Source organism: Streptomyces sp. NPDC048590 (assembly GCF_043199535.1).
Classification (GTDB): domain Bacteria; phylum Actinomycetota; class Actinomycetes; order Streptomycetales; family Streptomycetaceae; genus Streptomyces.
On sequence record NZ_JBICWC010000011.1, the window covers coordinates 59,752 to 82,747 of the forward strand.

The following is a 22,996-nucleotide window of genomic DNA, read 5'->3' on the forward strand; positions in this document are numbered from 1 at the left end:
GAGGTGGGCGTCTTCACTGCATGCCTTTCTGGGTGGGATGGGCGGGGCGCGGCTGCACGGGGAGCCGGCGCAGGAACAGCCGGATGCCGTGGAGCCGGATGGCGGCCGACACCACCACGGTGGAGAAGGGGTGGCGGAGGAAGAGCCGGACGAGCTGGGCGGGAGTGGCGGGGCGCCGGGTGCCCCGTACGGTCGCCGTGAACGGGCGTGCGTCCTGGCGCTCCAGGTGGACCGTCAGGGCCAGGCGCCGGTCCGGTTCGGGGAGCCTCATCCGGTAGGCGCCGTCCACGGGGAAGAACGGCGACACGTAGAAGTCCTTGCCGGTGGTGGCCGAGCCGTCGGAGTCCGGGCGCAGCAGGTAGCAGTGGCGCTCCCCGTAGGTGTTGTGCACCTCGGCGACCACGCAGAGCACGGTGCCGTCGGAGCGGTGGCACCAGTACACGGTCAGCGGGTTGAAGACATGGCCGAACACCCTGGCCTGCGTGAGCATGCTGACGGTGGCGTCCGCGAGATCGACGCCGTGCGCCGCGAGGAAGCGCTCCAGGCCGGCCCGGACGGTGGGAGCGGTGCCGCCGAAGTGGTCACGGGCGTCGAAGCCGGCGAGCGGCCGCAGCGGTGCCGGCAGCCGTGGCGGGCGGTCCGGGTCGATGAGCCAGAGGTAGGTGCGGTGGCGCAGGGCGTAGCGGCGTGGCGACGTCCGTACGTGGGTGATGGTGCAGGGGTAGAGGGCGCCGCTCACCAGGTGACCCCCAGGGCTGCGGCGGCCTCGACCCCCGAGCGGCAGCCGTCCTCGTGGAAGCCCCAGCCGTGGTACGCCCCCGCGTAGGCGACGACGGGGCCGGAGAGTCCGGGGAGCCGTGCCTGCGCGGCCACCGACTCCGGGGTGAAGACGGGGTGTTCGTAGACCATGCGGGCCCGGACGAGGTCCGGGTCGACGCGGTCGGCGCCGTTCAGGGTGACGACGTAACGCTCAGGGGCGTCCAGGCGCTGGAGGCGGTTCATGTCGTAGCTGACGGTGACCCGGTCGGCGTCGGCGGCGCAGGAGGGCATCAGGTAGTTCCAGGAGGCCGCGGCGCCCCGGCTGCCCGGCAGCAGCGTGCTGTCGGTGTGCAGGAGTGTGGGGTTGCGGGAGTACCGGAACGCTCCGAGGATCTGCCGTTCCTCGTCGGTGGGGTCGGCGAGCATGCGCAGCGCCTGGTCGGGATGGGTGGCGACGACCACCGCGTCGTACTCCTCGGTGGCGCCGTCCCCGGTGACGATCTCCACCCCGTCCCCGTGCCGGCGGAGGGTCCGTACGGGTGCCCCGGTCCGCACGGAGCTCACCTGCTTGGCGATCCGCTCGACGTACTCGCGGGAGCCGCCGGTGACGGTGCGCCAGACCGGGGAGTCGCCGATGGAGAGCATGCCGTGGTGCTCCAGGAACCTGAACAGGTACCGCGCCGGGTAGCGCAGTGCGGTCACCGGGTCGCAGGACCAGACCGCGGAGACCACCGGTGTCAGGAAGTGGGCGCGGAAGTACGGCGAGAACCGGCCGCGCTCGGCGAACTCGCCCAGGGTCATGAGGCCGGTTCCCTCGGGCATGGCAAGCAGCGCCCGCGCCGCGCGGTGGAAGCGGGGCACCTCGGCCAGCATCCTCAGGTAGCGGCCCCGCAGCAGGGCACCGGGCCGGGCGACGAGCCCGGCAGGACCGCGTGCTCCCGCGTACTCCAGGCCACAGCCCTCGCAGCGCACGGACATGCTCATCTCCGACTCCTGCGTCGCCACTCCGAGTTCGTCGAAGAGCCGCAGGAGGTTGGGGTAGGTCCGCCGGTTGTGCACGATGAAGCCGGAGTCGACCCGTTGGCTACGGCCGTCCGGTGACGTCAGCTCATGTGTGTGGGCGTGCCCGCCCACCCGGTCGTCCGCCTCCAGGAGCGTCACGTCGTGCGCCTTCCCCAGGACGAACGCGGCCGTGAGTCCCGCCACTCCGCTCCCCACCACGGCAGTGCGCCGCCGCTCCGTCGTCATTCGGATCCCTCCGCTGTTCCGCTCACTGGCAACGGGCGCTGTTCCAGCGCCCCTCGGCGGTGATTCGGTGCTGGTGGCGTCATGGATTGGCCGATGATCGGACTTCCTTCGATCGAGTGAGGAGCCAATCCGCGCGACGTCGGGCGCCGAACCCCTGGTGTGACCACAGACCTGGACGATTCGCAGAAACAGGGGGCCCCCGGGCCCTGGCGCTCCCGCCTCGCCCGGGGCGCCCCGGCCGCGCTCAGCGGTCTGATCGCCGGCTTCACCGCCCTGTGCGTGGCGGAGCTGGTCGCCGCGGCCGTACGCCCGGAGGCGGGTCCGGTCACGGCGGTGGGAGGGGCGGTCATCGACCGGACTCCCCCCGCGGTCAAGGACTTCGCCGTACGCAACTTCGGCACCGCCGACAAGCTGGTGCTGCAACTCGGGATCCTGGTCCTCCTGGCGCTCTTCGCCATGGGAATCGGTGTCCTGGCCTCGCGTCACCGGCGGACCGGTGCCGCGGCCGTCCTGGTCTTCGGCGTGATCGGGGCGGTGTCGGCGGTGGGGCGGCCGGAGGGCCGCGCCACCGACGCGCTGCCTTCGGTCGTGGGCGCGTTGGTGGCCGCGGGGGTGCTGTACCTCCTGGCCGGGCGGCTGGCCCCGGCGACCGCTCCGCCTCCCGCGGCTGGGGAGACGGAGCGTGAGGACCGGGGGGTCTTCGACCGCCGCGGGTTCGTCGTCGCGGCGACCGCGGCGGCGGCTGCCTCGGCCGGTGCGGGACTGCTCGGGCGGCAGCTCCAGGCCTCCCGGCTGGCCGGGGTGTCCGCGGCGCGCGGGGACATCACCCTCCCCGCGCCTGCCTCACCCGCGCCCGCGATACCTCGCGGCGCCGATCTGGACATCCGCGGCCTGAGCTCCTTCGTGACGCCCAACAAGGACTTCTACCGCGTCGACACCGCCCTGACCGTCCCACGGGTCGACGCCGGTGGCTGGCGGCTGCGTATCCACGGCAAGGGCGTGGCCAGGCCGGTCACCCTCGGTTTCCAGGACCTCCTGGCCCGGGAGCTGATCGAGCGCGACATCACGCTGACCTGCGTGTCCAACCAGGTGGGCGGCCCGTATGTGGGCACAGCCCGCTGGATCGGCGTACGCCTGGCGGACCTGCTCCGGGAGGCCGGGGTGAAGCCGCCGTCCCGGGGCGGACCGGCCGACCAGATCGTGGCCCGCTCCGTGGACGGCATGACGATCGGGACCCCGGTCGAGGACGTCATGGACGGGCGTGACGCACTGCTCGCCGTCGGCATGAACGGCGAACCGCTGCCGTTCGACCACGGATTCCCGGTGCGGATGGTCGTGCCCGGTCTGTACGGCTACGTATCGGCCTGCAAGTGGATCCAGGACATCGAGCTGACCACGTTCGACAGTTACGACGCCTACTGGGTCAAGCGAGACTGGGCACGCGAGGCGCCGATCAAGACCGAGTCACGCATCGACACCCCGCGCCCGTTCGCCTCCCCTCGCGCGGGGACCGTGCCGGTCGCGGGGGTCGCCTGGGCGCAGCACCGGGGCATCGAGCGCGTGGAGGTCCGGGTCGACGGCGGCGAGTGGCACACCGCGCGGCTGGCGGCCGACGCGGGCCGCGACACCTGGCGCCAGTGGGTGTGGGAGTGGCCCGCCACCACCGGCAACCACACGCTCGAGGTCCGTGCGACGGACCGGACGGGCGCCACCCAGACCGAGGAGCGGGTCGGTACCGTCCCGGACGGAGCGACCGGGTGGCACTCGGTGGTGGTCGACGTCAGCTGATGACAGCCGTCTCTCCCTGTGCGCCCGCCCCACCCCGGGCGGTCATGTCCCGGGCGACGGCGCGGTGTTCCCCCTGGACCGGCATGGAACGGGTGGCGGCCTTCCGGGCCCTCGCCGTCAGTACGCTCACGGGATGAGGCCTGTGAACCCCGAGAACGACGCCCTGCCCCCCTCCGGCCCGCACGACGTGGCCCGCCGGGCTCGCGTCATCGGCGCGGTCGTCGGATCGGCGGTCGGCGACGCGCTGGGCGCACCCTTCGAGTTCGGCCTCCCGGGGGTCTACGGCGCCAGGTTCCCGGACGGGACCGGGACGATGTGCGGGGGCGGCGGCTGGGACCCGGGCGAGGCCACCGACGACACGCAGATGGCCGTCCTCGTCGGGGAGTCGATACTGGAACAGAGCGGCCTCGACCTCCCGGACATGTTCGCCCGCTTCCGGCGCTGGGCGGCGGGCGATCCGAAGGACATCGGCCTGCAGACCGAGGACGTGCTCACCAGCGGGGACCCCTGGGACCGGGCCGCCGCACTCCACTTCCAGGTCAACGCCCGGGCGGCGGGCAACGGTTCGCTGATGCGCGCCGCCACCTCGGCGGTGGGTTTCGCCCGTGCGGGGCGGACGGCCACGATGGAAGCCGGCCGCCGGATCGCCGCGCTGACCCACGGTGACCGGGCAGCCTGGGAGGGCACCGCCGTCCTCCACGAACTGGTGCGCGTGGCACTCGAGGGCGAAGACCCACTCGCGGCCGTCGACACCACGCTCGCCGAGGTCCACCCCGGCCACCGGGACCGCTGGGCCACCGTCCTCGACGCGGGCTGGCATCCGGACGCAGCCACGGAGTTCAACGGCGCGGTGTGGCCGTGTCTCGGAACGGCACTGTGGGCGCTGCGCACCACCCGGGGTTTCGAGGCGGCGCTCGCCGCCGCCGTCGACGTGGGCGGCGACACGGACACCGTGGCCGCGGTGACCGGCTGCCTCGCGGGCGCCGTGTACGGCGTCGACGCGGTGCCGGAGCGCTGGACGGCCCCCCTCCACGTGCCGTTGCCCGGATACGGGGACCGGGTACTGCGCGCGTCCGACCTGGCGTCACTGGCCCTGCGCCTCGACGGAATCGCAGGATAAAAACGGCATGAAACTACACATAAGGGCCAGATAAGAGCACACTGGTGAGGAGAAACGGACGACCGCACCGGCCCTCCGACCGGATGCGGCCCCTCCAGAAAGCGCGAAGGAGACCATCCTCATGAGTAACCTCGCCCACTCCGGAAGGGACGTCTCGAACCGGACCGACAGAGATGTTTCCCGCCACACCGACACAGATGTCTCACGCCATACAGGCAGGGACCATGCCGCCAGGGACATGTCCGGGCACCCTGACGCCGACGAGATGCGGGAGCGCCACGACCGAGTGATGAGCGGTGGTGCCGAAAGCGGCACCGGACGCTCGGCCGGTATGGCGGCCGCTCCGCTGCTCCTGCTGGGCCTCTTCTGTGCCGTCTCTCCGTGGGTGCTCCACTTCACCGGGAGCCAGCCCTCCCTGGTCCCGCACAACCTCGTCATCGGCATCGCGATCGCGGTGCTGGCGCTCTGCTTCACCGCCATGCCCGAGCGGATGACCGGAGCGGGCCTGGCCATCGTCGCGCTGGGCGCATGGCTGATCATCGCACCATGGGTCGTGGGACAGAGCCCCGACATGGGTGTGATCCTCACCAACGTCATCGTCGGCGGCCTCACGATCGTGCTGGGGGCAGCCTGCGCGGGGCTCTCGCTGATGAGCGGGAAGAAGAAGAGCGGCAAGAGGACGAAGGCGGCAAGGACCTGACCGTAGAACACACAGGAACGGAAGCGACAGAGCGGCCACAGACGTCCGGTCCTGTGGCCGCTCCCGTGTTCGCGGCCGGGTGCGGGGAGCACCCGGGTGAGCGGGGAGCACCCGCGTGATCAGCCCACCGAGCTGTACGCCACGACTCCCCGGAGCACCGCGTCGACCGCCTTGTGCGCGTTCTTCGCCACCGAACTCCCGTCCCGGGGCGCCGCCGCCGCGATCTGGCCGAGTACGTCGATCACCTGCTTGCACCACCGCACGAAGTCCCCGGCCGGCATCTCGGCCTCACGCAGGACCTCGTCCAGCGACCGCCCGGAGGCCCACATGTAGACCGCCCAGGCGAAGCCGAGGTCGGGCTCGCGCTGGCCGACCCCCTCGGTCTGGCTGATCTTGAAGTCCTCCTCCAGGGCGTCGAGCCTGCCCCAGATGCGGACCATCTCGCCCAGCGCCTTCTTCGCCGGGCCCGAAGGCAGCTTGGGGGCGACGGCGTCGTCGGCCTGACGCGCCTCGTAGACCAGGGCTGAGACGCAGGCGGCGAGCTCGGCGGGGTTCAGCCCCTCCCAGACGCCGTCCCGCAGGCACTCGCTGGCGAGCAGATCGAGCTCGCCGTAGAGCCGCGCCAGCCGGCGGCCGTTCTCCGTGACCTCGTTGCCCCGCAGGTAGTCGAGCTCGGTCAGGAGCGCCACGATCCGGTCGAAGGTACGGGCGATGGTGTTCGTCCGGCCCTCGATGCGGTTCTCCAGCTGCCGGGTGTCACGCTGCAGCCGGTGGTAGCGCTCCGCCCAGCGGGCGTGGTCCTCCCGCTCGTCGCACCCGTGACAGGGGTGGGCGCGCAGCTCCGTGCGCAGCCTGGCGATCTCACGGTCGTCGGCCGCCGCGGCGCGCTGCTTGCGGTGCCGCCCCGGGTCGATGTGGCCCGCCTTGCTGCGCAGCGCGGAGGCGAGGTCGCGGCGTGACTGCGGGGAGCGCGGGTTGAACGACTTGGGCACCCGCATGCGTTCCAGGGCCTCGACCGGCACCGGGAAGTCGATCTGTGCCAGTCGCTTCACCTGCCGCTCCGCGGTCAGCACCAGGGGGCGCGGTCCGTCGTGGTACTCCAGCCCGCGGTGCCCGTTGGTCCGCCCCGCGGGCAGACCCGGGTCCAGGACGAGCGCGAGACCGGCGAACTTGCCGGTGGGCACATGGATGACGTCCCCCGGCTTCAGCTTCTCCAGGGACGTCGCGGCTGCCGCCCGCCGCTGGGCCGCTCCCTGCTTGGCGAGATCCGTCTCGCGGTCCTTGAGGTCGCGGCGCAGGCGCGCGTACTCCTCGAAGTCACCGAGGTGGCAGGTCATGCCCTCCTTGTAGCCCGCGAGTCCTTCCTCGTTCCGCTGGACCTGCCGGGAGATCCCGACGACGGACCGGTCGGCCTGGAACTGGGCGAAGGAGGTCTCGAGCAGTTCCCGGGAGCGGTGCCGCCCGAACTGCTGCACGAGGTTGACGGCCATGTTGTACGAGGGGCGGAAGCTGGACCGCAGCGGGTAGGTACGCGTGCCCGCCAGCCCGGCGAGCGCGCCGGGGTCCATGCCCCGCTGCCAGAGGACGACCGCGTGGCCCTCCACGTCGATGCCCCGGCGTCCGGCCCGGCCGGTCAGCTGGGTGTACTCGCCCGGTGTGATGTCGGCGTGCTGTTCGCCGTTCCACTTGACGAGCTTCTCCAGCACCACCGAGCGCGCGGGCATGTTGATGCCCAGGGCGAGCGTCTCGGTCGCGAAGACGGCCTTGACCAGGCCGCGCACGAAGAGCTCCTCCACGACCTCCTTGAAGGTCGGCAGCATCCCCGCGTGGTGCGCGGCGATGCCCCGCTCCAGACCTTCGAGCCACTCGTAGTAACCGAGGACGTGCAGGTCCTCGCCGGGGATGGATGCGGTCCGCTCCTCGACGATCTCCCGCACCAGCCGGCGCTTGTCCTCGTCGTTCAGCCGGAGTCCGGCCTGAAGGCACTGCTGCACGGCCGCCTGGCAGCCGGCCCGGCTGAAGATGAAGGTGATCGCGGGCAGCAGGCCCTCGGAGTCGAGCCGCTCGATGACCTCGGGCCTGGACGGGGTCCAGATACGGCTGCGCTGGCGCCGCTCCCGCTCGCGGTCGGCCTCCCTGACCATCTTCCCGCGCCGCCGGTCGCGCGGGTTGTAACCGCGCTGGTTCTCCATACGGGCGAGACGGACGAGGTCGGGGCTGACCTCACGCCGGCCGGTCCCCCGGCCCCCGTGGTCGGTCTCCTCCTCGAAGAGGTCGTACATCCGCCGGCCGGCCATCACGTGCTGCCACAGCGGCACGGGGCGGTGCTCGGAGACGATCACCTGGGTGTCACCGCGCACGGTGTCCAGCCAGTCGCCGAACTCCTCGGCGTTGGACACCGTCGCCGAGAGCGACACCAGGGTCACCGACTCCGGCAGGTGGATGATCACTTCCTCCCAGACCGCGCCCCGGAAGCGGTCGGAGAGGTAGTGCACCTCGTCCATGACCACGTACCCGAGGCCGGTGAGTGCCTGCGATCCCGCGTAGAGCATGTTGCGCAGGACCTCGGTCGTCATGACGACCACGGGCGCGTCCGCGTTGACGCTGTTGTCACCGGTCAGCAGACCGACCTTGTCCGCGCCGTAGCGGCGGACCAGATCGGCGAACTTCTGGTTGGACAGCGCCTTGATGGGCGTGGTGTAGAAGCACTTGCGCCCTTGGAGAAGGGCCAGGTGGACGGCGAATTCACCGACGATCGTCTTGCCCGACCCCGTGGGGGCCGCGACCAGCACCCCCTTGCCGGCCTCCAGGGCCTGGCATGCCTCGGTCTGGAACGGATCCAGCCCGAATTCGTACATCTCGCGGAAGGGCCCGAGGGCCGTGGCCTGCTCGGCCGCACGGACCCGGGACGCCTGGTATCGCTCAGCTGGTGAGAGGTCCTCTGTCATCTTGGTACGAGCCTACCCGCCAGGTATGACAGTCAGCCCGATCTTTGTTTCACGGTGCCAGGACCCGCACGGCACCCGGTACGCACGTGGCGGTGAGCGGCAGCGCGCCCAGCGGTTCGCCGTCCGCGTAGGCGGTGACGTCCGCCGCGGCCAGCTCGATCGAGGAGACCCGGTGCACGGTGACCTTCGGGTGGTCCAGGTGCGTCCCCCGGTACACCTTCGGGAACACCTTGAGCAGTGTGCCCCGGCCGCAGTCGCCGACCACCGTCACGTCGAAGAGCCCGTCGTCCATCACCGCTCCGGCGCAGATGCGCATGCCACCGCCGTAGGTGCTCCCGTTGCCCACCGCGATGAGGGTCGCCTCGATCTCGGCCACCGGGCCGCCGTCCAGCCGGACCCGGTACGGGATCGGCCGGAAGGCGGCGAGTTCGGCCAGGATCGCCAGGTCGTACTTGAAGCGCCCGGGCAGGCGCATCCGGTTGCCCCGGTCGTTGACCCTGGAGTCGAAGCCGGAGGCCAGCACCGACCCGAACCAGCGCTCCCCCGCACGCCCCAGGTCGATCTCACGCGCGGTGCCGTCCTTGAGGATCCCGGCGGCGAGCCGTCCCGCCGCGGCCGGATCACGCAACGGCAGACCGAGCGCACGGGCGAAGTCGTTGCCGGTGCCCACCGCCACGGCGCCGAGCGGTGTCGTGGTCCCGGCGACGGCCTGGAGGGCGAGGGACATCATGCCGTCCCCGCCCACGGCTATCAGCGCCCCGGTGCCGCCCGCCACCGCCTCGCGGGCCCGCCTCAGGGCGTCGTCGGCGTCCTCCCCGAGCACGGTACGGACGGAGAAGCCGGCGTCCCGCAAAGCCGAAGCGGCCGGCTGCGCGGCACGCGCGCCCCGGCCGCTTCCCGCGGTGGGATTGACGAAGAGGGTGATCTCGCTGGTCACCCGCGGGACCTTACAAGGTCAGGTGATGTCGTCGTAACCGTTCAGCCGGTGCGAGCCCCCGCCGTCCGCCTCGCCGTTCGCCTGTCCCGGCAGGGCCGGACGTGAGACGGGCTCGACGGCACCGACCGGTTCGGGCGTCAGGTCCAGCCGCGACGCCTCGTCGTCGTCGAGCTCGGCGTCGGGATTGTTGCGGTGACGGCGCTTGTCGTTCAGCAGCGAGAAGCCGACCGCGATGAAGTAGAGCACCGCCAGCGGGCCCGCCAGCAACATCATCGAGAGGGGGTCGCCGCCGGGCGTCGCGATAGCGCCGAAGGCGGTGAGGCCGATGATCATCCCGCGCCACCATGCGAGCATCCGACGGCCGCTCAGCACGCCGGTCATGTTCAGCAGGATCAGCAGCAGCGGGAGCTCGAAGGCCAGCCCGAAGACGAGCACCATGCGCGTGATCAGGTCGAGGAAGTCGTCGAGCGGCAACAGGTTCTTCACGTTGTCCGGCGTGAAGCCGAGCATGATCTCGGCGGTCTGCGGCAGGATCCAGTAGGCGATCCAGGCACCGAGCACGAAGAGCGGGACGCCGGCCGCCGCGAAGGCGAAGGAGTAGCGCTTCTCCTGCTTGTGCAGCCCCGGGGCGACGAACGCCCAGAGCTGGTAGAGCCACACCGGGGTGGCCGCCAGTACGCCCGTCATCAGGGCGACCTTCAGCGCGATCGTGAACGGCGACAGCAGACCGTTGGTCGTCATCTCCGCGCACGGGCGACCGTTGATCATGGTCACCGCGCCGTCCTTGCAGCCGACCGAGTCCAGGATCGGCTTCATCAGGAACTCGAAGATCTCCTTCTGGAAGAAGGCCGCCACGATCACGGCGATCAGGATCGCCAGGACCGACTTCAGCAGGCGGTTGCGCAGCTCACGCAGGTGATCGAGGAGGGGCATCCGCCCCTCGTCGTCCTTCTCCTGCTTGCGGGCGGACTTGAGCAACCCACTTCCCTCGTCTCGTGCGGCAGCTTCCGGGGCTACGGATCAGCTGTCAGCTCTGGGTGGTGGGCTTGGGCTCGCTGACCGGGCGGGAGCTGGTGACGTCTCCCGGGGCGGCCTGGATCGTGCGCGCGGGCGTCGCCGGGGCGGTCGTGTCCGCGACGTTCTCCGCGGTCGGGGCGGCGGGCTCCGCGTCGTCCTTCTTCATGGCCTTGGCCTCGCTCTTGAGGATGCGGGCCGACTTGCCGAGCGAACGCGCCATGTCGGGAAGCTTCTTGGCACCGAAGAGCAGCAGGATGACAGCGATGATCAGAACGATCTCGAGGGGCTTCAGATTGCCGATCATGTGCGACTTCCTTCTCACTGAGGCGTCTGGAGGGTGGGCTCGCTACCCGTTCGACCGGACAGGTGTCCGACCTCTCCGCTGGCAGCGATCGTAACCCGCAGGGGTAAACGCGAGGCAATGCCCGTGCGTACTCCTGCTTGCGGCCGCACCTCCCTGCCGGGGCCGCCTCAGCAGCGTACCCCTCGATCCGGTGAATCAGGAGGCCACGGCCTGTTATCGCAGGGCGTCCCCGGTATCGGCGAGCGTGGTGGCCGCTCGTTCGAGATCCTCCGCCGCTCGGTTGATCCGCCGCGTGGTCGCGGCGACCTGGCGGCCGAGTCGCTGTGCCTCGACGTAGACCTTGACGGCCAGTACACCGAGGACGGCCAGGCCGGCGAATCCCAGGGCGATGGCGAGCATGGGCCAGAACATGGACGGATCCTCGATGTGTCTCGTCACCGCAGGGCGGTGTGCAGGCGCAGCGTTCGCACCCCGCCGCCGCTGAGGAGCTCGACTATGCGCTCCCCGGCCGGCTTGCGGACCGCGGAGCCGCAGGCTGGGCAGGTGAAGGAGTAGAAGGTCGTACGGCGGCTGGCGCCTATCGCGAGCCGCAGCGCCCCCGCTCCGAGTTCGAACCGCTCCCGGCAGTCGGGGCAGGCCGCCCGGAAGCGTACGGTCTCGGGCACCGGGACCGGAACGGGTCCGGCCTGGGTGCCCGGTATCGCGGTCAGGGGGCCTCGGTCTCCTCGGTGCACCGGCCGCCGCCCCTCAGAGTGCGCCGTCGTAGGCGGCCAGCGCCTCACGCGCGGCCGTGCGGGCGCTTTCGGCCAGGTCGGGCGGCGACGTGATGCGTCCCTCACCGCCCAGTCTGAGTGCCAGCCTGCGCAGGGAGGCCGGATCGGGGGTGCGCAGGGTGATCCGCAGCCCGCCGTCGGGGAGCTCCTCGGCGCTGTCGTGCGGGTAGTACTCGGCGACCCACCGGCCTCCCGGGCCGACCTCGACGACGACCTCCGGGTCCTCGGCCGCGGGCTGGACCAGCCCCTCGGACAGATCGCGCAGCTCGAGCTCCGGCGGGGCGGACGGGGCGTCGAGCAGCCTGATCTCGGCGACCCGGTCGAGGCGGAACGTGCGCCGGGCCTCGGTGAGCCGGCACCACCCCTCCATGTAGGTGCGTCCGACGGCGAACAGCCGGATCGGGTCCACCTCGCGCTCGGTCAGCTCGTCGCGGGCCGGCGAGTAGTAGCGCAGCCAGAGCCGGCGGCGTTCGGAGATCGCGCGGTCCACGTCGGCGAAGACGCCTCCCTCGGCCTCGAAGGTCACCGAGAGCCGTGAGCTGGCCGTCCCCACCTCACCGGCCGCGGTCTCCAGCTTCGCGGTCGCCCGCAGAAGTGCCTGCCGGTCGCTCTCCCGCAGGCCGGGGAGGGTGGCGACGGCTCGGGCGGCGACGAGCAGCGCGGTCGCCTCGTCGGCGGCGAGCCTGAGCGGCTCGGCGACGTCGTCCGGGTTGTGCCACCAGATCCGGTCGCCGTCGGTGTCGATGTCCAGCAGATCACCGCCGCGGAAACTGGTCCCGCACATCGGCAGCACGTCGAGGTCGGAGATCAGCTCGTCCTCGGAGATCCCGAAGGCCCGGGCGACGTCCTGGACGTGGGCGCCGGGGCGCTCACGCAGGTACGTCACCAGGGAGAGCATCCGCCGGGTCTGGTCGATCGCGTTCGTGGCCACGAGTACGGCTCCCCCTCAGTCCTTGGCCACGGCGCGCAGCCGGTCCATCACATCGGCCCGCAGGTCGGCGGGCTCGCTCACGATCACGTCGGGGCCGAACTCCACGAGCCAGGCGTCCAGCCCGTGCCCGTACGGGATCTCCAACTCGTCCCAGCCATCGCTGAGTTCGGTGACGGATATCGCCCTGGAGCGCAGCGGGTAGCCGGCCCCGGAGCGAAGCCGGATACGTGCCGTCCTGGTGGCCGTCTCACCTGCCCAGCTCTCGACGGTCTCCCGGACGGTGACGGCGTCGGGCACGGGTGCCGTGAACGCCCCGGCGCGGGAACGGACCCGCCCGGAGATCCTGGAGAGCCGGAAGACCCGCTCGGCGCCCCGGTCGCGGTCCCAGCCGGCCAGGTACCAGTGCCCGCGCCAGCACTCGAGCGTCCAGGGTTCGACCTGGCGCTGCTCGGGGCGCGCTGCGTTGCCCTTGCGGTAGTCGAAGGTGACCGGGCGCCGGTCACGGCAGGCGAGCATCAGCGGCTCGAAGGCGGCCTCGTGGACGGGGATGCGGGGCTCCAGGGTGCTGTGCACCTCGAAGGCGTCCTCGGCCTCCGGCATGCCCGCGGCCCGCAGCTTCTGCAGGGCGCCGCTGGCGGCCCCGGCGAGACGGGCCTGCTGCCAGACCTTCGCGGCCAGCCCGAGGGCGGCGGCCTCCTCGGCGTCCAGGGTGATCGGAGGCAGCCTGTTGCTGTCACGGCGTGCGAGGTACCCGGTGTCGCCGTCCAGGTTCTCCACCGTCTCGATGACGAGGCCGAGTTCGCGGAGGTCGTCCTTGTCCCGCTCGAACATACGGTTGAAGGATTCGTCGGAGCCGGCTTCGAGATACGCCTCGATGGAACCGCGGAGCTCACGCTTGCTGAGCGGGCGCCGGGTTCCCAGCAGACACAGTGCCAGGTTCATCAGCCGCTCGGCCTTGGCAATCGCCATCGACGCCCCTTCTCGACGTACTCTCCGACCGTCGACCGTACCGCCCCGGGGTGTCCGGACCAAAGCGAGGGGCCCGCGCCTTGCGGCGCGGGCCCCTGGTGCGGTAACCGGACGGATCAGACTCCGACGAGGTCGCAGACGAAGATCAGCGTCTCGCCCGGGGCGATGCGCCCGCCGCCGGCGCCGCGGTCGCCGTAGGCGAGGTGCGCGGGGATGGTCAGCTGGCGACGGCCGCCGACCTTCATCCCCTGGACACCCTGGTCCCAGCCGGAGATGACCTGACCGGCACCGAGCTGGAACTGCAGCGGGGTGCCGCGGTTCCACGAGGCGTCGAACTCCTCGCCGGTGGAGAAGGCCACACCGACGTAGTGCACGGAGACGGTCTGACCGGCCTGGGCCACCGGTCCGTCGCCCTCCCAGATGTCCTTGATCTCCAGGTCGGCCGGCGGTTCGCCGCCCGGGAAGTCGATCTCGGGCTTCTCGATGCTCACTGAGCTGCTCCTCTTACTGATGAACGCGTAACCGGGACAGTCTTACATCTTCGCCAGGATGTCGACCGCGAAGACGAGGGTCGACTTGGCGGGGATGGACTGCTGCGCCTCGTCACCGAAGGCCTGGTCCGGCGGGATGACGAGCAGTACGCGGCTGCCGACCTTCTTGCCGACCAGACCGCTCTTGAGACCCTTGAGAGTGACCTGGGCCAGCGGGAAAGTCTGGGTCTTGCCCGTCTGGTAGGTGCTGTCGAAGGTCTTGCCGTCCTTCCAGAGCTGCCCCACGTAGTTCACGACGACGCTGTCGGTCTCCTTGACGACCTCGCCCTTGGACTCGAGGACGTAGTTGGAGACCAGCTTCTTCGGCGGGTCGCTCTTGGGGATCTTGACCGAGGGCGCCTTGCCGTCCGTGTTGGTACCGACTTTGGGGAGGTCGACGTTGTCCTGTGCGACCTTCGTACCCTCGGCGGACTTGGGGATCTGGGTCGCCTTCACGATGTCGACGACGAAGACAAGGGTGGCGTTGGGCTTGATGTCGCCCTGGCCCTGCGCGCCGTAACCGAGGTCCGGCGGGATGACCAGCTGGACGCGGCTGCCGACCTTCTGTCCGACGAGCCCCTTGTCCCAGCCCTGGATGACCATGCCCGCGCCGAGCGTCAGGTCGAACGGCTGCTTGCGGTCGAAGCTGTTGTCGAAGGGCTTGGTGGAGTCCCAGGCCTGACCGAGGTAGTTGACCTGGATCGCGTCGCCGTTCTTGAGCGCCGCGCCGTCCCCCTCACTGATGACGTCGGTCTTCAGCTCCTTGGGAGGATCCCCCTCACCCTTGGCGAGAGTGGGTTTCTCACCGAATTTCGCCCCCGCGGTGATCGCGGGGTCGCCCTTCGACGAAGCGGAGTCGGAGGCCTTGTCGTCGCCGCATGCCACCGCGGACAGCAGCAGAAGGGGGACGACGAGAAGGCCGGCAAGTCGGCGCACGGGTTCCTCAGATCTCAGACGACACGTGAATGGTCCCCCGACACTCTAAGGGCTGACTCCGTGTCCCCGGCCGGTACGCGACGACATGCGCGGCACCGTGCGCGCCCTCGGACGGGCCACCGGCGACGCGCGAGGGCCCCGCACGAGGAACGTGCGGGGCCCTGCGGCTCACCGGGCGGGACGGGGTCTCCCGTCACATTCCGGCGATCAGCTTCTCCACCCTGTCGTCGACGGAACGGAACGGGTCCTTGCACAGCACGGTGCGCTGCGCCTGGTCGTTGAGCTTCAGGTGCACCCAGTCGACGGTGAAGTCCCGCCGCTGTTCCTGGGCGCGGCGGATGAAGTCGCCGCGCAGCCGCGCCCTTGTGGTCTGCGGGGGCACGGACTTGCCCTCGAAGATCTTCAGGTCGTTGCAGATGCGGGCGGCCTGGCCCTTGCGCTCCAGGAGGTAGTACAGCCCGCGGCGCCGGTGGATGTCGTGGTAGGCGAGGTCTATCTGAGCGACCCTCGGATTCGACATGGTCATGTTGTGCTTGGCCCGGTACCGCTCGATGAGCTTGTACTTCATGACCCAGTCGATCTCGGTGCCGATCCGGTCGAGGTCCTCCGCCTCGATGGCGTCGAGGGTGCGGCCCCACAGCTCGAGGACCTGGTCCACGGTGCCCGTGCGGATGCCCCGGCGCTCGACGAAGTCCACGGCCTTCTCGTAGTACTCCCGCTGGACCTCGATGGCGGAAGCCTCGCGGCCGCTCGCCAGGCGGACCTTGCGCTGTCCGGTGGTGTCGTGACTGACCTCCCGGATGGCCCGGATCGGGTTCTCCAGGGTCAGGTCGCGCATCACCGTGCCCGCCTCGATCATGCGCAGCACGAGGTCGGTGGCCCCGACCTTGAGGAGCATGGTCGTCTCGGACATGTTCGAGTCACCGACGATGACGTGCAGGCGGCGGTACCGCTCGGCGTCGGCGTGCGGTTCGTCCCTGGTGTTGATGATCGGGCGGGAGCGCGTCGTGGCGGAACTGACGCCCTCCCAGATGTGCTCGGCCCGCTGACTCACGCAGTAGACCGCTCCACGCGGCGTCTGCAGCACCTTGCCGGCGCCGCAGATCAGCTGACGGGTCACGAGGAACGGAATGAGGATGTCCGCGAGCCGCGAGAATTCCCCGTGCCGTGCCACGAGGTAGTTCTCGTGACACCCGTAGGAGTTTCCCGCCGAGTCGGTGTTGTTCTTGAAGAGATAGACGTCGCCCGCGATTCCCTCCTCGTGCAGGCGGCGTTCTGCGTCGACGAGCAGGCCCTCGAGAATGCGTTCGCCGGCCTTGTCGTGCGTGACCAGTTCGGTCACGTTGTCGCATTCGGGTGTCGCGTATTCCGGATGCGATCCCACGTCGAGGTACAGGCGGGCGCCGTTCCGCAGGAAGACATTGCTGCTGCGGCCCCATGACACAACACGGCGGAAGAGGTAGCGCGCCACTTCGTCAGGTGACAGTCGGCGCTGTCCCCTGAACGTGCACGTGACGCCGTACTCGTTCTCCAGCCCGAAAATGCGGCGGTCCATGACTGAACATTACGCCTTATGGCCTGAGCTGAAACCGGGTTCGGCAGCACCGTTTCGATCATTTTCCGAACCGGCCACGACAGCGGGCGTACGCCCGGGAGCTGCGAGGACCCCTCGGGTGGCCAGCAGCACCAGCGAGGCGGCCACTCCACCGGCCCCCGCCACGGCGAAACTCCACGCTGTCCCGCCGAGCTCGACCGCCGGGCCGGCCACGGCGGTTCCGGCCGCCGCGCCCACCCCGAAGGTCGTCACCAGCCATGAGAACGCCTCGGTCACGGTGCCCCGCGGGGCGTGCCGGTCCACGACGATGAAGGAGCAGGCGATGGCCGGGGCGAGGAACACCCCGGCAAGGGCCGCCAGGAGGGTCATGGCGGGCACACCGGGGGTCAGGGTCAGCGGCAGATAGCCCAGTGCGAGCAGACCCACGATGACCCGCAGCCTGCGTTCGGGCGGGCCCGCCCACTGCCGGGCCCCGTACACCGCTCCCCCGATCAGCGCCCCGAGGCCGAGCGCCGCCATCAGCCAGCCGTACACGGACTCCCGGCCGTGGTCGTCGGCGTAGGCGACCCCGGCGACCGTGATGGAGCCGAGGGCGAGGCCGACGAAGAAGAAGGCGCCCAGCAGGGCGAGCAGGCCCGGGGAGCGCAGGGCGCCGAGCCAGTGCGCCTCGCGCGGCGCCGAACGCCAGGTCCTCGACGGCTCGGACAGGACGACCGAGAGCGCGCCGAGCACCCCGACGGCGTTGATGACCAGCAGGGCGGCGGCGGGCGACCAGAGCGAGACCAGGACCGTCACGAGCAGCGGGCCGACGGTGAACATGACCTCCTGGGCCACCGCGTCCATGGCGTAGGCCCGGTGCACGCGGTCCTCCCGGCCGAGGACGGTGGGCCACAGGGCGCGCAGTCCGCCCTCCAGCGGGGGCGTGAACAGTCCTGCCACCACGACCGCCGCACAGGCCGCGGGGAGCGAGTCGAGGCCCACGAGCGCCAGACCGGCCATTCCGAGGGCGGAGACGATCGCGGCGGGCAGCTGGACGCGCGGCTGCCCGTGCAGGTCCACGGCCCGGCCCAGCAGCGGCTGCCCCACAGCGGTGGCGAGACCGTACGCGGCGGCGAGGGCTCCCGCGAGCGTGTAGCTGCCGCCCTCGGCCCGCACGAACAGGACGATGGCGATGTGGGCGGTGCCGTTCGGCAGCCGTCCCACCAAGGTCCCGGCGAGCAGCCGCGCGGCGTGCCTCGCCCTGAGGATGTCGAGATATCCCGTGGCCATGTCAGCCCCTCTCCCCCGACGGTGTCACGGCCATGGGGTTTTACGTATAACGTCGGTGTTCATACGTACCATGTGGGCAACCTGGGAGTCCATCCCACCGCATCGGAACGGCCGGCACGGAGGCAAGAGTGAGCAGCGCGCGGCAGCCCGCCCCACCGCGGCCCACCAGCCGTGACGTGGCACGGGCCGCGGGGGTCTCGCAGGCCACGGTCTCGCTGGTGCTGGGCGACAAGTGGCGGGGCCGGGTGTCGGCGGCCACCGCCGAGAGGGTGCGCGACAGCGCCAGGGAGCTCGGCTACCGGCCGAATCTCGCCGCCCGCAGCCTGCGGCTCGGAGACACCCGGACGGCCCTCCTCGTCGTGCCCGCGCTCACCAACGAGTTCTTCGCCCGGGTGTACACCGGCGCCGCGGCCGTCGCCGCCGAGCACGACTTCGGCGTGGTGCTCTATCCGTCGCCGGACGGCACGGGCCCCGCCAGGGATCCCTTCGCCTCGGCACGCGCGGCGCTGGACGGGGTGATCGCGTCCTCCATGGCCACCGAGGCCCTGGGAGCGCTGCGGGCCGCGGAGCTGCCGCTGGTGATGCTGGACAGCGATCCCGAGGGCCACGGCGCGGCGGCGCACGTGAACCTCGACATCGCGGACGGAATGCGCCAGGTGACGGACCATCTGCTCGGTCTCGGGCACCGCAGGTTCGTGCATCTGGCGTCCGCCGTGGACACCTGGACCTTCGCCGTGCGCGCCCGCGCGCTGCGGCAGGCCGTGCGGGACGTCCCGGGTGTCGCGCTGAGGACCGTGCGCGCGCCCCTGGCCGTGACCGCGGGACGCGAGGCCGCCGAGGCGGCCCTGGCCGCCCCGGGGCCCCGGCCCACGGCGATCGTCTGCGACGACGACATCCTGGCGGCCGGCGCCTGCAAGGCGGCGCGGAGGCTCGGACTGCTGATCCCCGACGACATCTCGGTGACCGGATTCGACGACCTCGCCCTCGCCACCGCGGTGGAGCCGGAGCTCACCACCGTGCGCCTGCCCGCCGAGCAGGTCGGTGAGCGCGGCATGAAGGCTCTGCTCGCCGTCCTGGAGGGCAGGCCGGCGGAGCCCGGTGAGCTGCCCGTCCGGCTCGTGCCGAGGGGATCCACCGCACCCGCCTCGACCACATGACCGTGTCCCCGGCCACCTTGGCGGGTGGCCGGGGACACGGTCGGTGTCGCGGATGACTCCCGGTCACTCCTTGACGGTGCCGTCCGTGCCGGGGCCGTCGCCCTGCTCCGGGGCGGCTGTCGTGGCCGGCCCGTCGGGCTCCTCGGAGTCCGACGGGGCGTCTGTCGGGGTGGTTCCGGTGTCGTCGGCGCCCAGCAGCCTGGCCAGCTGCCTGCCGACGATCCGCTTGAACTTCCGCTGCTGAGGCCTCGTCCGGTCCAGGACCGCGACCTCGAGCCGCTCGGCGGGGATCTCCCGCTCGTTGCCGTTGGCCTCGCGGGAGAGCGCCTGCACCGCCAGCTTCAGCGCCTCCGCCAGGGACATCCCGTCGCGGTGGCGCTGATCGAGGAAGGTGCTGATCTGTTCGGCGTTGCCGCCGACCGCGACCGAGCCGTGCTCGTCCACGATCGATCCGTCGTGGGGCAGCCGGTAGATCTGGTCGCCCTCTGGCCCTACGCCGACCTCGGCGACCACCAGCTCCACCTCGTACGGCTTCTCGGCCGCGCTGGAGAAGATGGTGCCGAGCGTCTGCGCGTAGACGTTGGCCAGTCCACGGGCCGTCACGTCGTCGCGGTCGTAGGTGTATCCGCGCAGATCGGCGTAGCGGACCCCGCCGATGCGGAGGTTCTCGTACTCGTTGTACTTGCCGGCGGCGGCGAAGCCGATCCGGTCGTAGATCTCGCTGAACTTGTGCAGCGCGCGGGACGGGTTCTCGCCGACGAACACAATGCCGTCGGCGTACTGCAGCACAACCAGGCTGCGACCGCGGGCGATACCCTTCCGGGCGTATTCCGCCCGGTCGGCCATGGCCTGCTGGGGTGAGACATAGAACGGCGTCGACACCGGCTATCCGTCCCTTTCTGTCAGTGACGAGTGCGTCGGAGAAGCATCGGGCCGGTCAGAGCAGGGCGGCACGGGGGCCGTCGGGCTGCTCGAGCCGGCGCTCCAGGATCGCGCGAGCGATCTCCGAGGATTCCGTGTCGTCCAGCCTGCGGAAGCCCTCGTCGTTGATGACGGTGACGATCGGGTAGATCCGGCGGGCAACGTCGGGGCCACCGGTCGCCGAGTCGTCGTCGGCCGCGTCGTACAGCGCCTGCACGACCAGGGTGAGTGTCTGCTCCTCCGTCAGGTCTCGGCGGTACAGCTTCTTCATCGAGCCGCGCGCGAAGACGGAACCCGAGCCGGTGGCCGCGTAGCCGTGCTCCTCGGAACGCCCGCCGGTGACGTCGTACGAGAAGATGCGGCCCTTCTCCCGGTCGACGTCGTACCCGGCGAACAGCGGGACGACCGCCAGGCCCTGCATGGCCATCGCCAGGTTGCCGCGGATCATCGTGGAGAGCCGGTTGGCCTTGCCCTCCAGGGAGAGCGTGGCACCCTCGACCTTCTCGAAGTGCTCCAGCTCCAGCTGGAACAGCTTGACCATCTCCACGGCGAGGCCCGCCGTACCGGCGATGCCCACCGCCGAGTACTCGTCCGCCGGGAAGACCTTCTCGATGTCCCGCTGGGCGATCATGTTGCCCATGGTCGCCCGCCGGTCGCCGGCCAGGACCACTCCGCCCGGGTACGAGGCCGCGACGATGGTCGTGCCGTGCGGTGCCTCGACGGCACCCTGGAGCGGCGGCAGGCTGCGGTTGCCGGGAAGGATCTCGGGTGAGTGGTCGGACAGGAAGTCCATGAACGAGGACGACCCCGGCGTCAGGAAGGCAGCTGGTAGACGCCCGGTGCTACGAGTGTTGGCTTCCACGCGTTTCCCTCCAGGTATGCGATGGCCCTGCGCAAGGAGTCAGGATCATCCCCCAACTTGCCGATGGCCGAATTGCAGTTGAAGCAGTACGCCACGGACCCTACCCGCCCTGTGACGGTGATCAACATGATCGTGGGGCTCAAGCACTTCCGTGGGGTGCCCCGGTGTGGGCGAGGGCACCCCACGGAGAGCGCGGGCCGGCGGTCGGGCTCACCGGCGAGAGGTCAGGACCGGATCACCGGCCGTCACTCGCCACCCTTTTGAACAAAGCTTCGAACGAAATCCTCGGCATTGGACTCGAGGACGTCGTCGATCTCGTCCAGGACGTCGTCGACGTCCTCACTCAGCTTCTCCTGCCGCTCCGCGAGGTCCTCGGACGCCTGCGCCTCCTGCGCCTGCTCCTCGGTCTCCTCGGTGGAACGTGTCGCCTTCTGCTGTCCGCCGCCGGTGTCCTTGGTCGCCATGTAGCTCACCCCGCTCGGTTCGAAGCACTTGATCAGACCCTACCTACGGGGTCCGACATTGGCCCGGTACTTTCCTCAACGTCCGGAGGTCATCTCATTGATTCCCAGCCGGCGCGGCTTTCAGGCCCCCGTCAGCGTCCGGACCAGCTCTTCCGCCGTACGGCAGCGGTCCAGGAGGTCCTTGACGTGGCTACGTGTACCACGCAACGGTTCCATGGTGGGCACCCGTTGCAGTGAGTCGCGGTCGGGCAGGTCGAAGATGACCGAGTCCCAGGACGCCGCCGCGACGTCGTCGGCGTACTGCTCCAGGCAGCGGCCCCGGAAATAGGCCCTGGTGTCCTCAGGGGGCTTCGTGCGGGCCCGCTCGACGTCCGTCTCGTCCAGCAGGCGCTTGATCCTCCCTCGCGCCGCCAGACGGTTGTACAGCCCCTTGTCGGCCCGTACGTCGGAGTACTGGAGGTCGACCAGGTGCAGCCGCGGGGCGTCCCAGTCCAGGCCGTCCCGGCGCCGGTAGCCGTTCATGAGCTCCAGCTTGGCGACCCAGTCGAGCTCGCCCGACAGGCTCATCGGGTCGTTCTCGAGCCGGTTGAGCGTGTCCTCCCAGCGGGCCAGCACATCCTTGGTCTGGTCGTCGGCGTCGGCTCCGTACCTCTCCTCGACGTACTTGCGGCCGAGCTCGAAGTACTCCATCTGGAGCTGCACCGCGGTGAGTGTCCGGCCGCTGCGGAGCGTGACCAGCTGCTTCAGCGTGGGGTCGTGCGAGACCTGGTGCAGGGTGCGGACCGGCTGGTCGACGGCGAGGTCGACCTTGATGAAGCCGTCCTCGATCATGGCGAGGACGAGCGAGGTGGTGCCGAGCTTCAGATAGGTCGAGATCTCGGACAGGTTCGCGTCGCCGATGATCACGTGGAGCCGGCGGTACTTCTCGGCGTCCGAATGCGGTTCGTCGCGGGTGTTGATGATGGGGCGCTTGAGCGTCGTCTCCAGCCCGACCTCGACCTCGAAGTAGTCGGCGCGCTGGCTGAGCTGGAAGCCGTGCTCCTGGCCGTCCTGGCCGATGCCCACGCGCCCCGCGCCCGTGACCACCTGGCGGGAGACGAAGAAGGGGGTCAGATGGCGCACGATGTCCGAGAAGGGGGTCTCCCGCTTCATCAGGTAGTTCTCGTGCGTGCCGTAGGACGCGCCCTTGTTGTCGGTGTTGTTCTTGTAGAGGTGGATCGGCTGGGCCCCGGGGATCGCGGCGGCCCGCTCCGCCGCCTCCGCCATCACCCGCTCCCCCGCCTTGTCCCAGAGCACCGCGTCCAGGGGGTTGGTGATCTCCGGTGAGCTGTACTCGGGGTGTGCGTGGTCGACGTAGAGCCGCGCACCGTTGGTGAGGATGACATTGGCCAGGCCGATGTCCTCGTCGGTGAGCTGGCTGGAGTCTGCGGTCTCGCGGGCGAGGTCGAAGCCTCGCGCGTCACGCAGCGGATTCTCCTCCTCGAAGTCCCAGCGGGCGCGGCGCGCCCGGTGCATCGCCGCCGCGTAGGCGTTGACGATCTGGGACGAGGTGAGCATGGCATTGGCGTTGGGTTGACCGGGAACGGAGATCCCGTACTCCGTCTCGATGCCCATTACTCGCCGTACGGTCATGCGGCCCTCCTTGCCCGGCGTCGCCCCCGTCCGGGAGCGGCGCTCAAGTACCCGCTGCTGGTCCGCGGTGCCAGTCCCCGCACTGCGCGACTCGGCGGATACGGCAGAGCCTAGAGCGCCTCTGCGCCGGAGGGGAGATCAATTGCGTCTTTGTTCGGTGTGGCCGGAGCCCGCAG

Annotated in this window: 22 protein-coding genes and 1 pseudogene; 4 read left to right on the forward strand and 19 right to left on the reverse strand. The window is 70.6% G+C overall.

Going from position 1 to position 22,996, the window contains the following annotated elements:
* Positions 1-13: 13 nt before the first annotated feature.
* On the reverse strand, positions 14-739 hold the full coding sequence (locus ACGFNN_RS28795; RefSeq protein ID WP_393560234.1) for a DUF1365 domain-containing protein: 726 nt from the start codon (positions 737-739) through the stop codon (positions 14-16).
* Positions 736-2,007, reverse strand: a complete 1,272-nt coding sequence (locus ACGFNN_RS28800; RefSeq protein WP_393560235.1) for an NAD(P)/FAD-dependent oxidoreductase — start codon at positions 2,005-2,007, stop codon at positions 736-738. The genes ACGFNN_RS28795 and ACGFNN_RS28800 overlap by 4 nt, the downstream gene beginning before the upstream one ends.
* Before the next feature lie 171 nt (positions 2,008-2,178).
* On the opposite strand from ACGFNN_RS28800, the gene ACGFNN_RS28805 reads away from it, so the two are divergent.
* From ACGFNN_RS28805 to ACGFNN_RS28815, 3 genes are all read left to right on the forward strand, one after another.
* Complete coding sequence (locus ACGFNN_RS28805; RefSeq protein ID WP_393560506.1) at positions 2,179-3,795, forward strand: molybdopterin-dependent oxidoreductase; 1,617 nt, start codon at positions 2,179-2,181, stop codon at positions 3,793-3,795.
* 133 nt (positions 3,796-3,928) lie between these two features.
* On the forward strand, positions 3,929-4,915 hold the full coding sequence (locus ACGFNN_RS28810; protein WP_393560237.1) for an ADP-ribosylglycohydrolase family protein: 987 nt from the start codon (positions 3,929-3,931) through the stop codon (positions 4,913-4,915).
* A gap of 238 nt (positions 4,916-5,153) precedes the next feature.
* Positions 5,154-5,615: an SPW repeat protein gene (locus ACGFNN_RS28815; RefSeq protein WP_393560239.1), complete on the forward strand. Its 462-nt coding sequence runs from the start codon at positions 5,154-5,156 to the stop codon at positions 5,613-5,615.
* Positions 5,616-5,734: 119 nt separating this feature from the next.
* Here ACGFNN_RS28815 and ACGFNN_RS28820 read toward each other — a convergent pair whose 3' ends face one another.
* From ACGFNN_RS28820 to ACGFNN_RS28875, 12 genes are all read right to left on the reverse strand, one after another.
* The gene (locus ACGFNN_RS28820; RefSeq protein WP_393560240.1) at positions 5,735-8,563 is read right to left on the reverse strand and encodes a DEAD/DEAH box helicase; all 2,829 of its coding nucleotides are present in this window, start codon (positions 8,561-8,563) and stop codon (positions 5,735-5,737) included.
* A gap of 49 nt (positions 8,564-8,612) precedes the next feature.
* Positions 8,613-9,500: a YegS/Rv2252/BmrU family lipid kinase gene (locus ACGFNN_RS28825; RefSeq protein ID WP_393560241.1), complete on the reverse strand. Its 888-nt coding sequence runs from the start codon at positions 9,498-9,500 to the stop codon at positions 8,613-8,615.
* Between the two features lie 18 nt (positions 9,501-9,518).
* On the reverse strand, positions 9,519-10,478 hold the full coding sequence (gene tatC / locus ACGFNN_RS28830; protein WP_393560242.1) for a twin-arginine translocase subunit TatC: 960 nt from the start codon (positions 10,476-10,478) through the stop codon (positions 9,519-9,521).
* A 49-nt stretch (positions 10,479-10,527) separates the two neighbouring features.
* On the reverse strand, positions 10,528-10,821 hold the full coding sequence (gene tatA / locus ACGFNN_RS28835) for a Sec-independent protein translocase subunit TatA (protein WP_365525686.1): 294 nt from the start codon (positions 10,819-10,821) through the stop codon (positions 10,528-10,530).
* A gap of 213 nt (positions 10,822-11,034) precedes the next feature.
* The gene (locus ACGFNN_RS28840; RefSeq protein ID WP_362552089.1) at positions 11,035-11,232 is read right to left on the reverse strand and encodes a hypothetical protein; all 198 of its coding nucleotides are present in this window, start codon (positions 11,230-11,232) and stop codon (positions 11,035-11,037) included.
* A 23-nt stretch (positions 11,233-11,255) separates the two neighbouring features.
* Positions 11,256-11,531 carry a hypothetical protein gene (locus tag ACGFNN_RS28845; RefSeq protein ID WP_362552184.1) on the reverse strand — a complete coding sequence of 92 codons (276 nt, stop codon included), beginning with the start codon at positions 11,529-11,531 and terminating at the stop codon, positions 11,256-11,258.
* A 37-nt stretch (positions 11,532-11,568) separates the two neighbouring features.
* Positions 11,569-12,525: a WYL domain-containing protein gene (locus tag ACGFNN_RS28850; RefSeq protein WP_362552092.1), complete on the reverse strand. Its 957-nt coding sequence runs from the start codon at positions 12,523-12,525 to the stop codon at positions 11,569-11,571.
* A gap of 15 nt (positions 12,526-12,540) precedes the next feature.
* The gene (locus ACGFNN_RS28855; RefSeq protein WP_393560244.1) at positions 12,541-13,494 is read right to left on the reverse strand and encodes a helix-turn-helix transcriptional regulator; all 954 of its coding nucleotides are present in this window, start codon (positions 13,492-13,494) and stop codon (positions 12,541-12,543) included.
* Between the two features lie 116 nt (positions 13,495-13,610).
* Positions 13,611-13,985, reverse strand: coding sequence for an FKBP-type peptidyl-prolyl cis-trans isomerase (locus tag ACGFNN_RS28860; RefSeq protein ID WP_362552098.1), 375 nt, complete (start codon positions 13,983-13,985; stop codon positions 13,611-13,613).
* Positions 13,986-14,027: 42 nt separating this feature from the next.
* Complete coding sequence (locus tag ACGFNN_RS28865) at positions 14,028-14,960, reverse strand: FKBP-type peptidyl-prolyl cis-trans isomerase (protein WP_362674563.1); 933 nt, start codon at positions 14,958-14,960, stop codon at positions 14,028-14,030.
* A 193-nt stretch (positions 14,961-15,153) separates the two neighbouring features.
* Positions 15,154-16,515, reverse strand: a complete 1,362-nt coding sequence (pafA, locus tag ACGFNN_RS28870; protein ID WP_362552104.1) for a Pup--protein ligase — start codon at positions 16,513-16,515, stop codon at positions 15,154-15,156.
* A gap of 9 nt (positions 16,516-16,524) precedes the next feature.
* Positions 16,525-17,784 carry an MFS transporter gene (locus ACGFNN_RS28875; RefSeq protein ID WP_393560246.1) on the reverse strand — a complete coding sequence of 420 codons (1,260 nt, stop codon included), beginning with the start codon at positions 17,782-17,784 and terminating at the stop codon, positions 16,525-16,527.
* Between the two features lie 128 nt (positions 17,785-17,912).
* On the opposite strand from ACGFNN_RS28875, the gene ACGFNN_RS28880 reads away from it, so the two are divergent.
* Complete coding sequence (locus tag ACGFNN_RS28880; protein ID WP_393560248.1) at positions 17,913-18,941, forward strand: LacI family DNA-binding transcriptional regulator; 1,029 nt, start codon at positions 17,913-17,915, stop codon at positions 18,939-18,941.
* A gap of 63 nt (positions 18,942-19,004) precedes the next feature.
* Here ACGFNN_RS28880 and prcA read toward each other — a convergent pair whose 3' ends face one another.
* The 5 genes and pseudogenes from prcA to dop all read right to left on the reverse strand — a co-directional run bounded on the left by prcA (position 19,005) and on the right by dop (position 22,820).
* Positions 19,005-19,823, reverse strand: a complete 819-nt coding sequence (gene prcA, locus ACGFNN_RS28885) for a proteasome subunit alpha (protein ID WP_393560250.1) — start codon at positions 19,821-19,823, stop codon at positions 19,005-19,007.
* A 55-nt stretch (positions 19,824-19,878) separates the two neighbouring features.
* A complete protein-coding gene (prcB, locus tag ACGFNN_RS28890; protein ID WP_393560252.1) occupies positions 19,879-20,724 on the reverse strand; it encodes a proteasome subunit beta in 846 nt (281 codons plus the stop codon).
* A pseudogene (locus ACGFNN_RS28895) lies at positions 20,676-20,862 on the reverse strand (endonuclease domain-containing protein); the annotation flags it as partial. The gene prcB and the pseudogene ACGFNN_RS28895, both read right to left, overlap by 49 nt.
* A 107-nt stretch (positions 20,863-20,969) precedes the next feature.
* On the reverse strand, positions 20,970-21,188 hold the full coding sequence (locus ACGFNN_RS28900; RefSeq protein WP_033304546.1) for a ubiquitin-like protein Pup: 219 nt from the start codon (positions 21,186-21,188) through the stop codon (positions 20,970-20,972).
* A 120-nt stretch (positions 21,189-21,308) separates the two neighbouring features.
* Positions 21,309-22,820: a depupylase/deamidase Dop gene (gene dop / locus ACGFNN_RS28905; RefSeq protein WP_362552122.1), complete on the reverse strand. Its 1,512-nt coding sequence runs from the start codon at positions 22,818-22,820 to the stop codon at positions 21,309-21,311.
* Between the last annotated feature and the right edge of the window lie 176 nt (positions 22,821-22,996).

Excerpts from the sequence above, each read along its gene's own strand:
- ACGFNN_RS28800 (WP_393560235.1), bottom strand. The coding sequence starts at position 2,007 with ATGACGACGGAGCGGCGGCGCACTGCCGTGGTGGGGAGCGGAGTGGCG.
- ACGFNN_RS28810 (WP_393560237.1), top strand. The coding sequence starts at position 3,929 with ATGAGGCCTGTGAACCCCGAGAACGACGCCCTGCCCCCCTCCGGCCCG.
- ACGFNN_RS28815 (WP_393560239.1), top strand. The coding sequence starts at position 5,154 with ATGTCCGGGCACCCTGACGCCGACGAGATGCGGGAGCGCCACGACCGA.
- ACGFNN_RS28820 (WP_393560240.1), bottom strand. The coding sequence starts at position 8,563 with ATGACAGAGGACCTCTCACCAGCTGAGCGATACCAGGCGTCCCGGGTC.
- tatA (WP_365525686.1), bottom strand. The coding sequence starts at position 10,821 with ATGATCGGCAATCTGAAGCCCCTCGAGATCGTTCTGATCATCGCTGTC.
- ACGFNN_RS28840 (WP_362552089.1), bottom strand. The coding sequence starts at position 11,232 with ATGTTCTGGCCCATGCTCGCCATCGCCCTGGGATTCGCCGGCCTGGCC.
- ACGFNN_RS28855 (WP_393560244.1), bottom strand. The coding sequence starts at position 13,494 with ATGGCGATTGCCAAGGCCGAGCGGCTGATGAACCTGGCACTGTGTCTG.
- pafA (WP_362552104.1), bottom strand. The coding sequence starts at position 16,515 with ATGGACCGCCGCATTTTCGGGCTGGAGAACGAGTACGGCGTCACGTGC.
- ACGFNN_RS28875 (WP_393560246.1), bottom strand. The coding sequence starts at position 17,784 with ATGGCCACGGGATATCTCGACATCCTCAGGGCGAGGCACGCCGCGCGG.
- ACGFNN_RS28900 (WP_033304546.1), bottom strand. The coding sequence starts at position 21,188 with ATGGCGACCAAGGACACCGGCGGCGGACAGCAGAAGGCGACACGTTCC.
- dop (WP_362552122.1), bottom strand. The coding sequence starts at position 22,820 with ATGACCGTACGGCGAGTAATGGGCATCGAGACGGAGTACGGGATCTCC.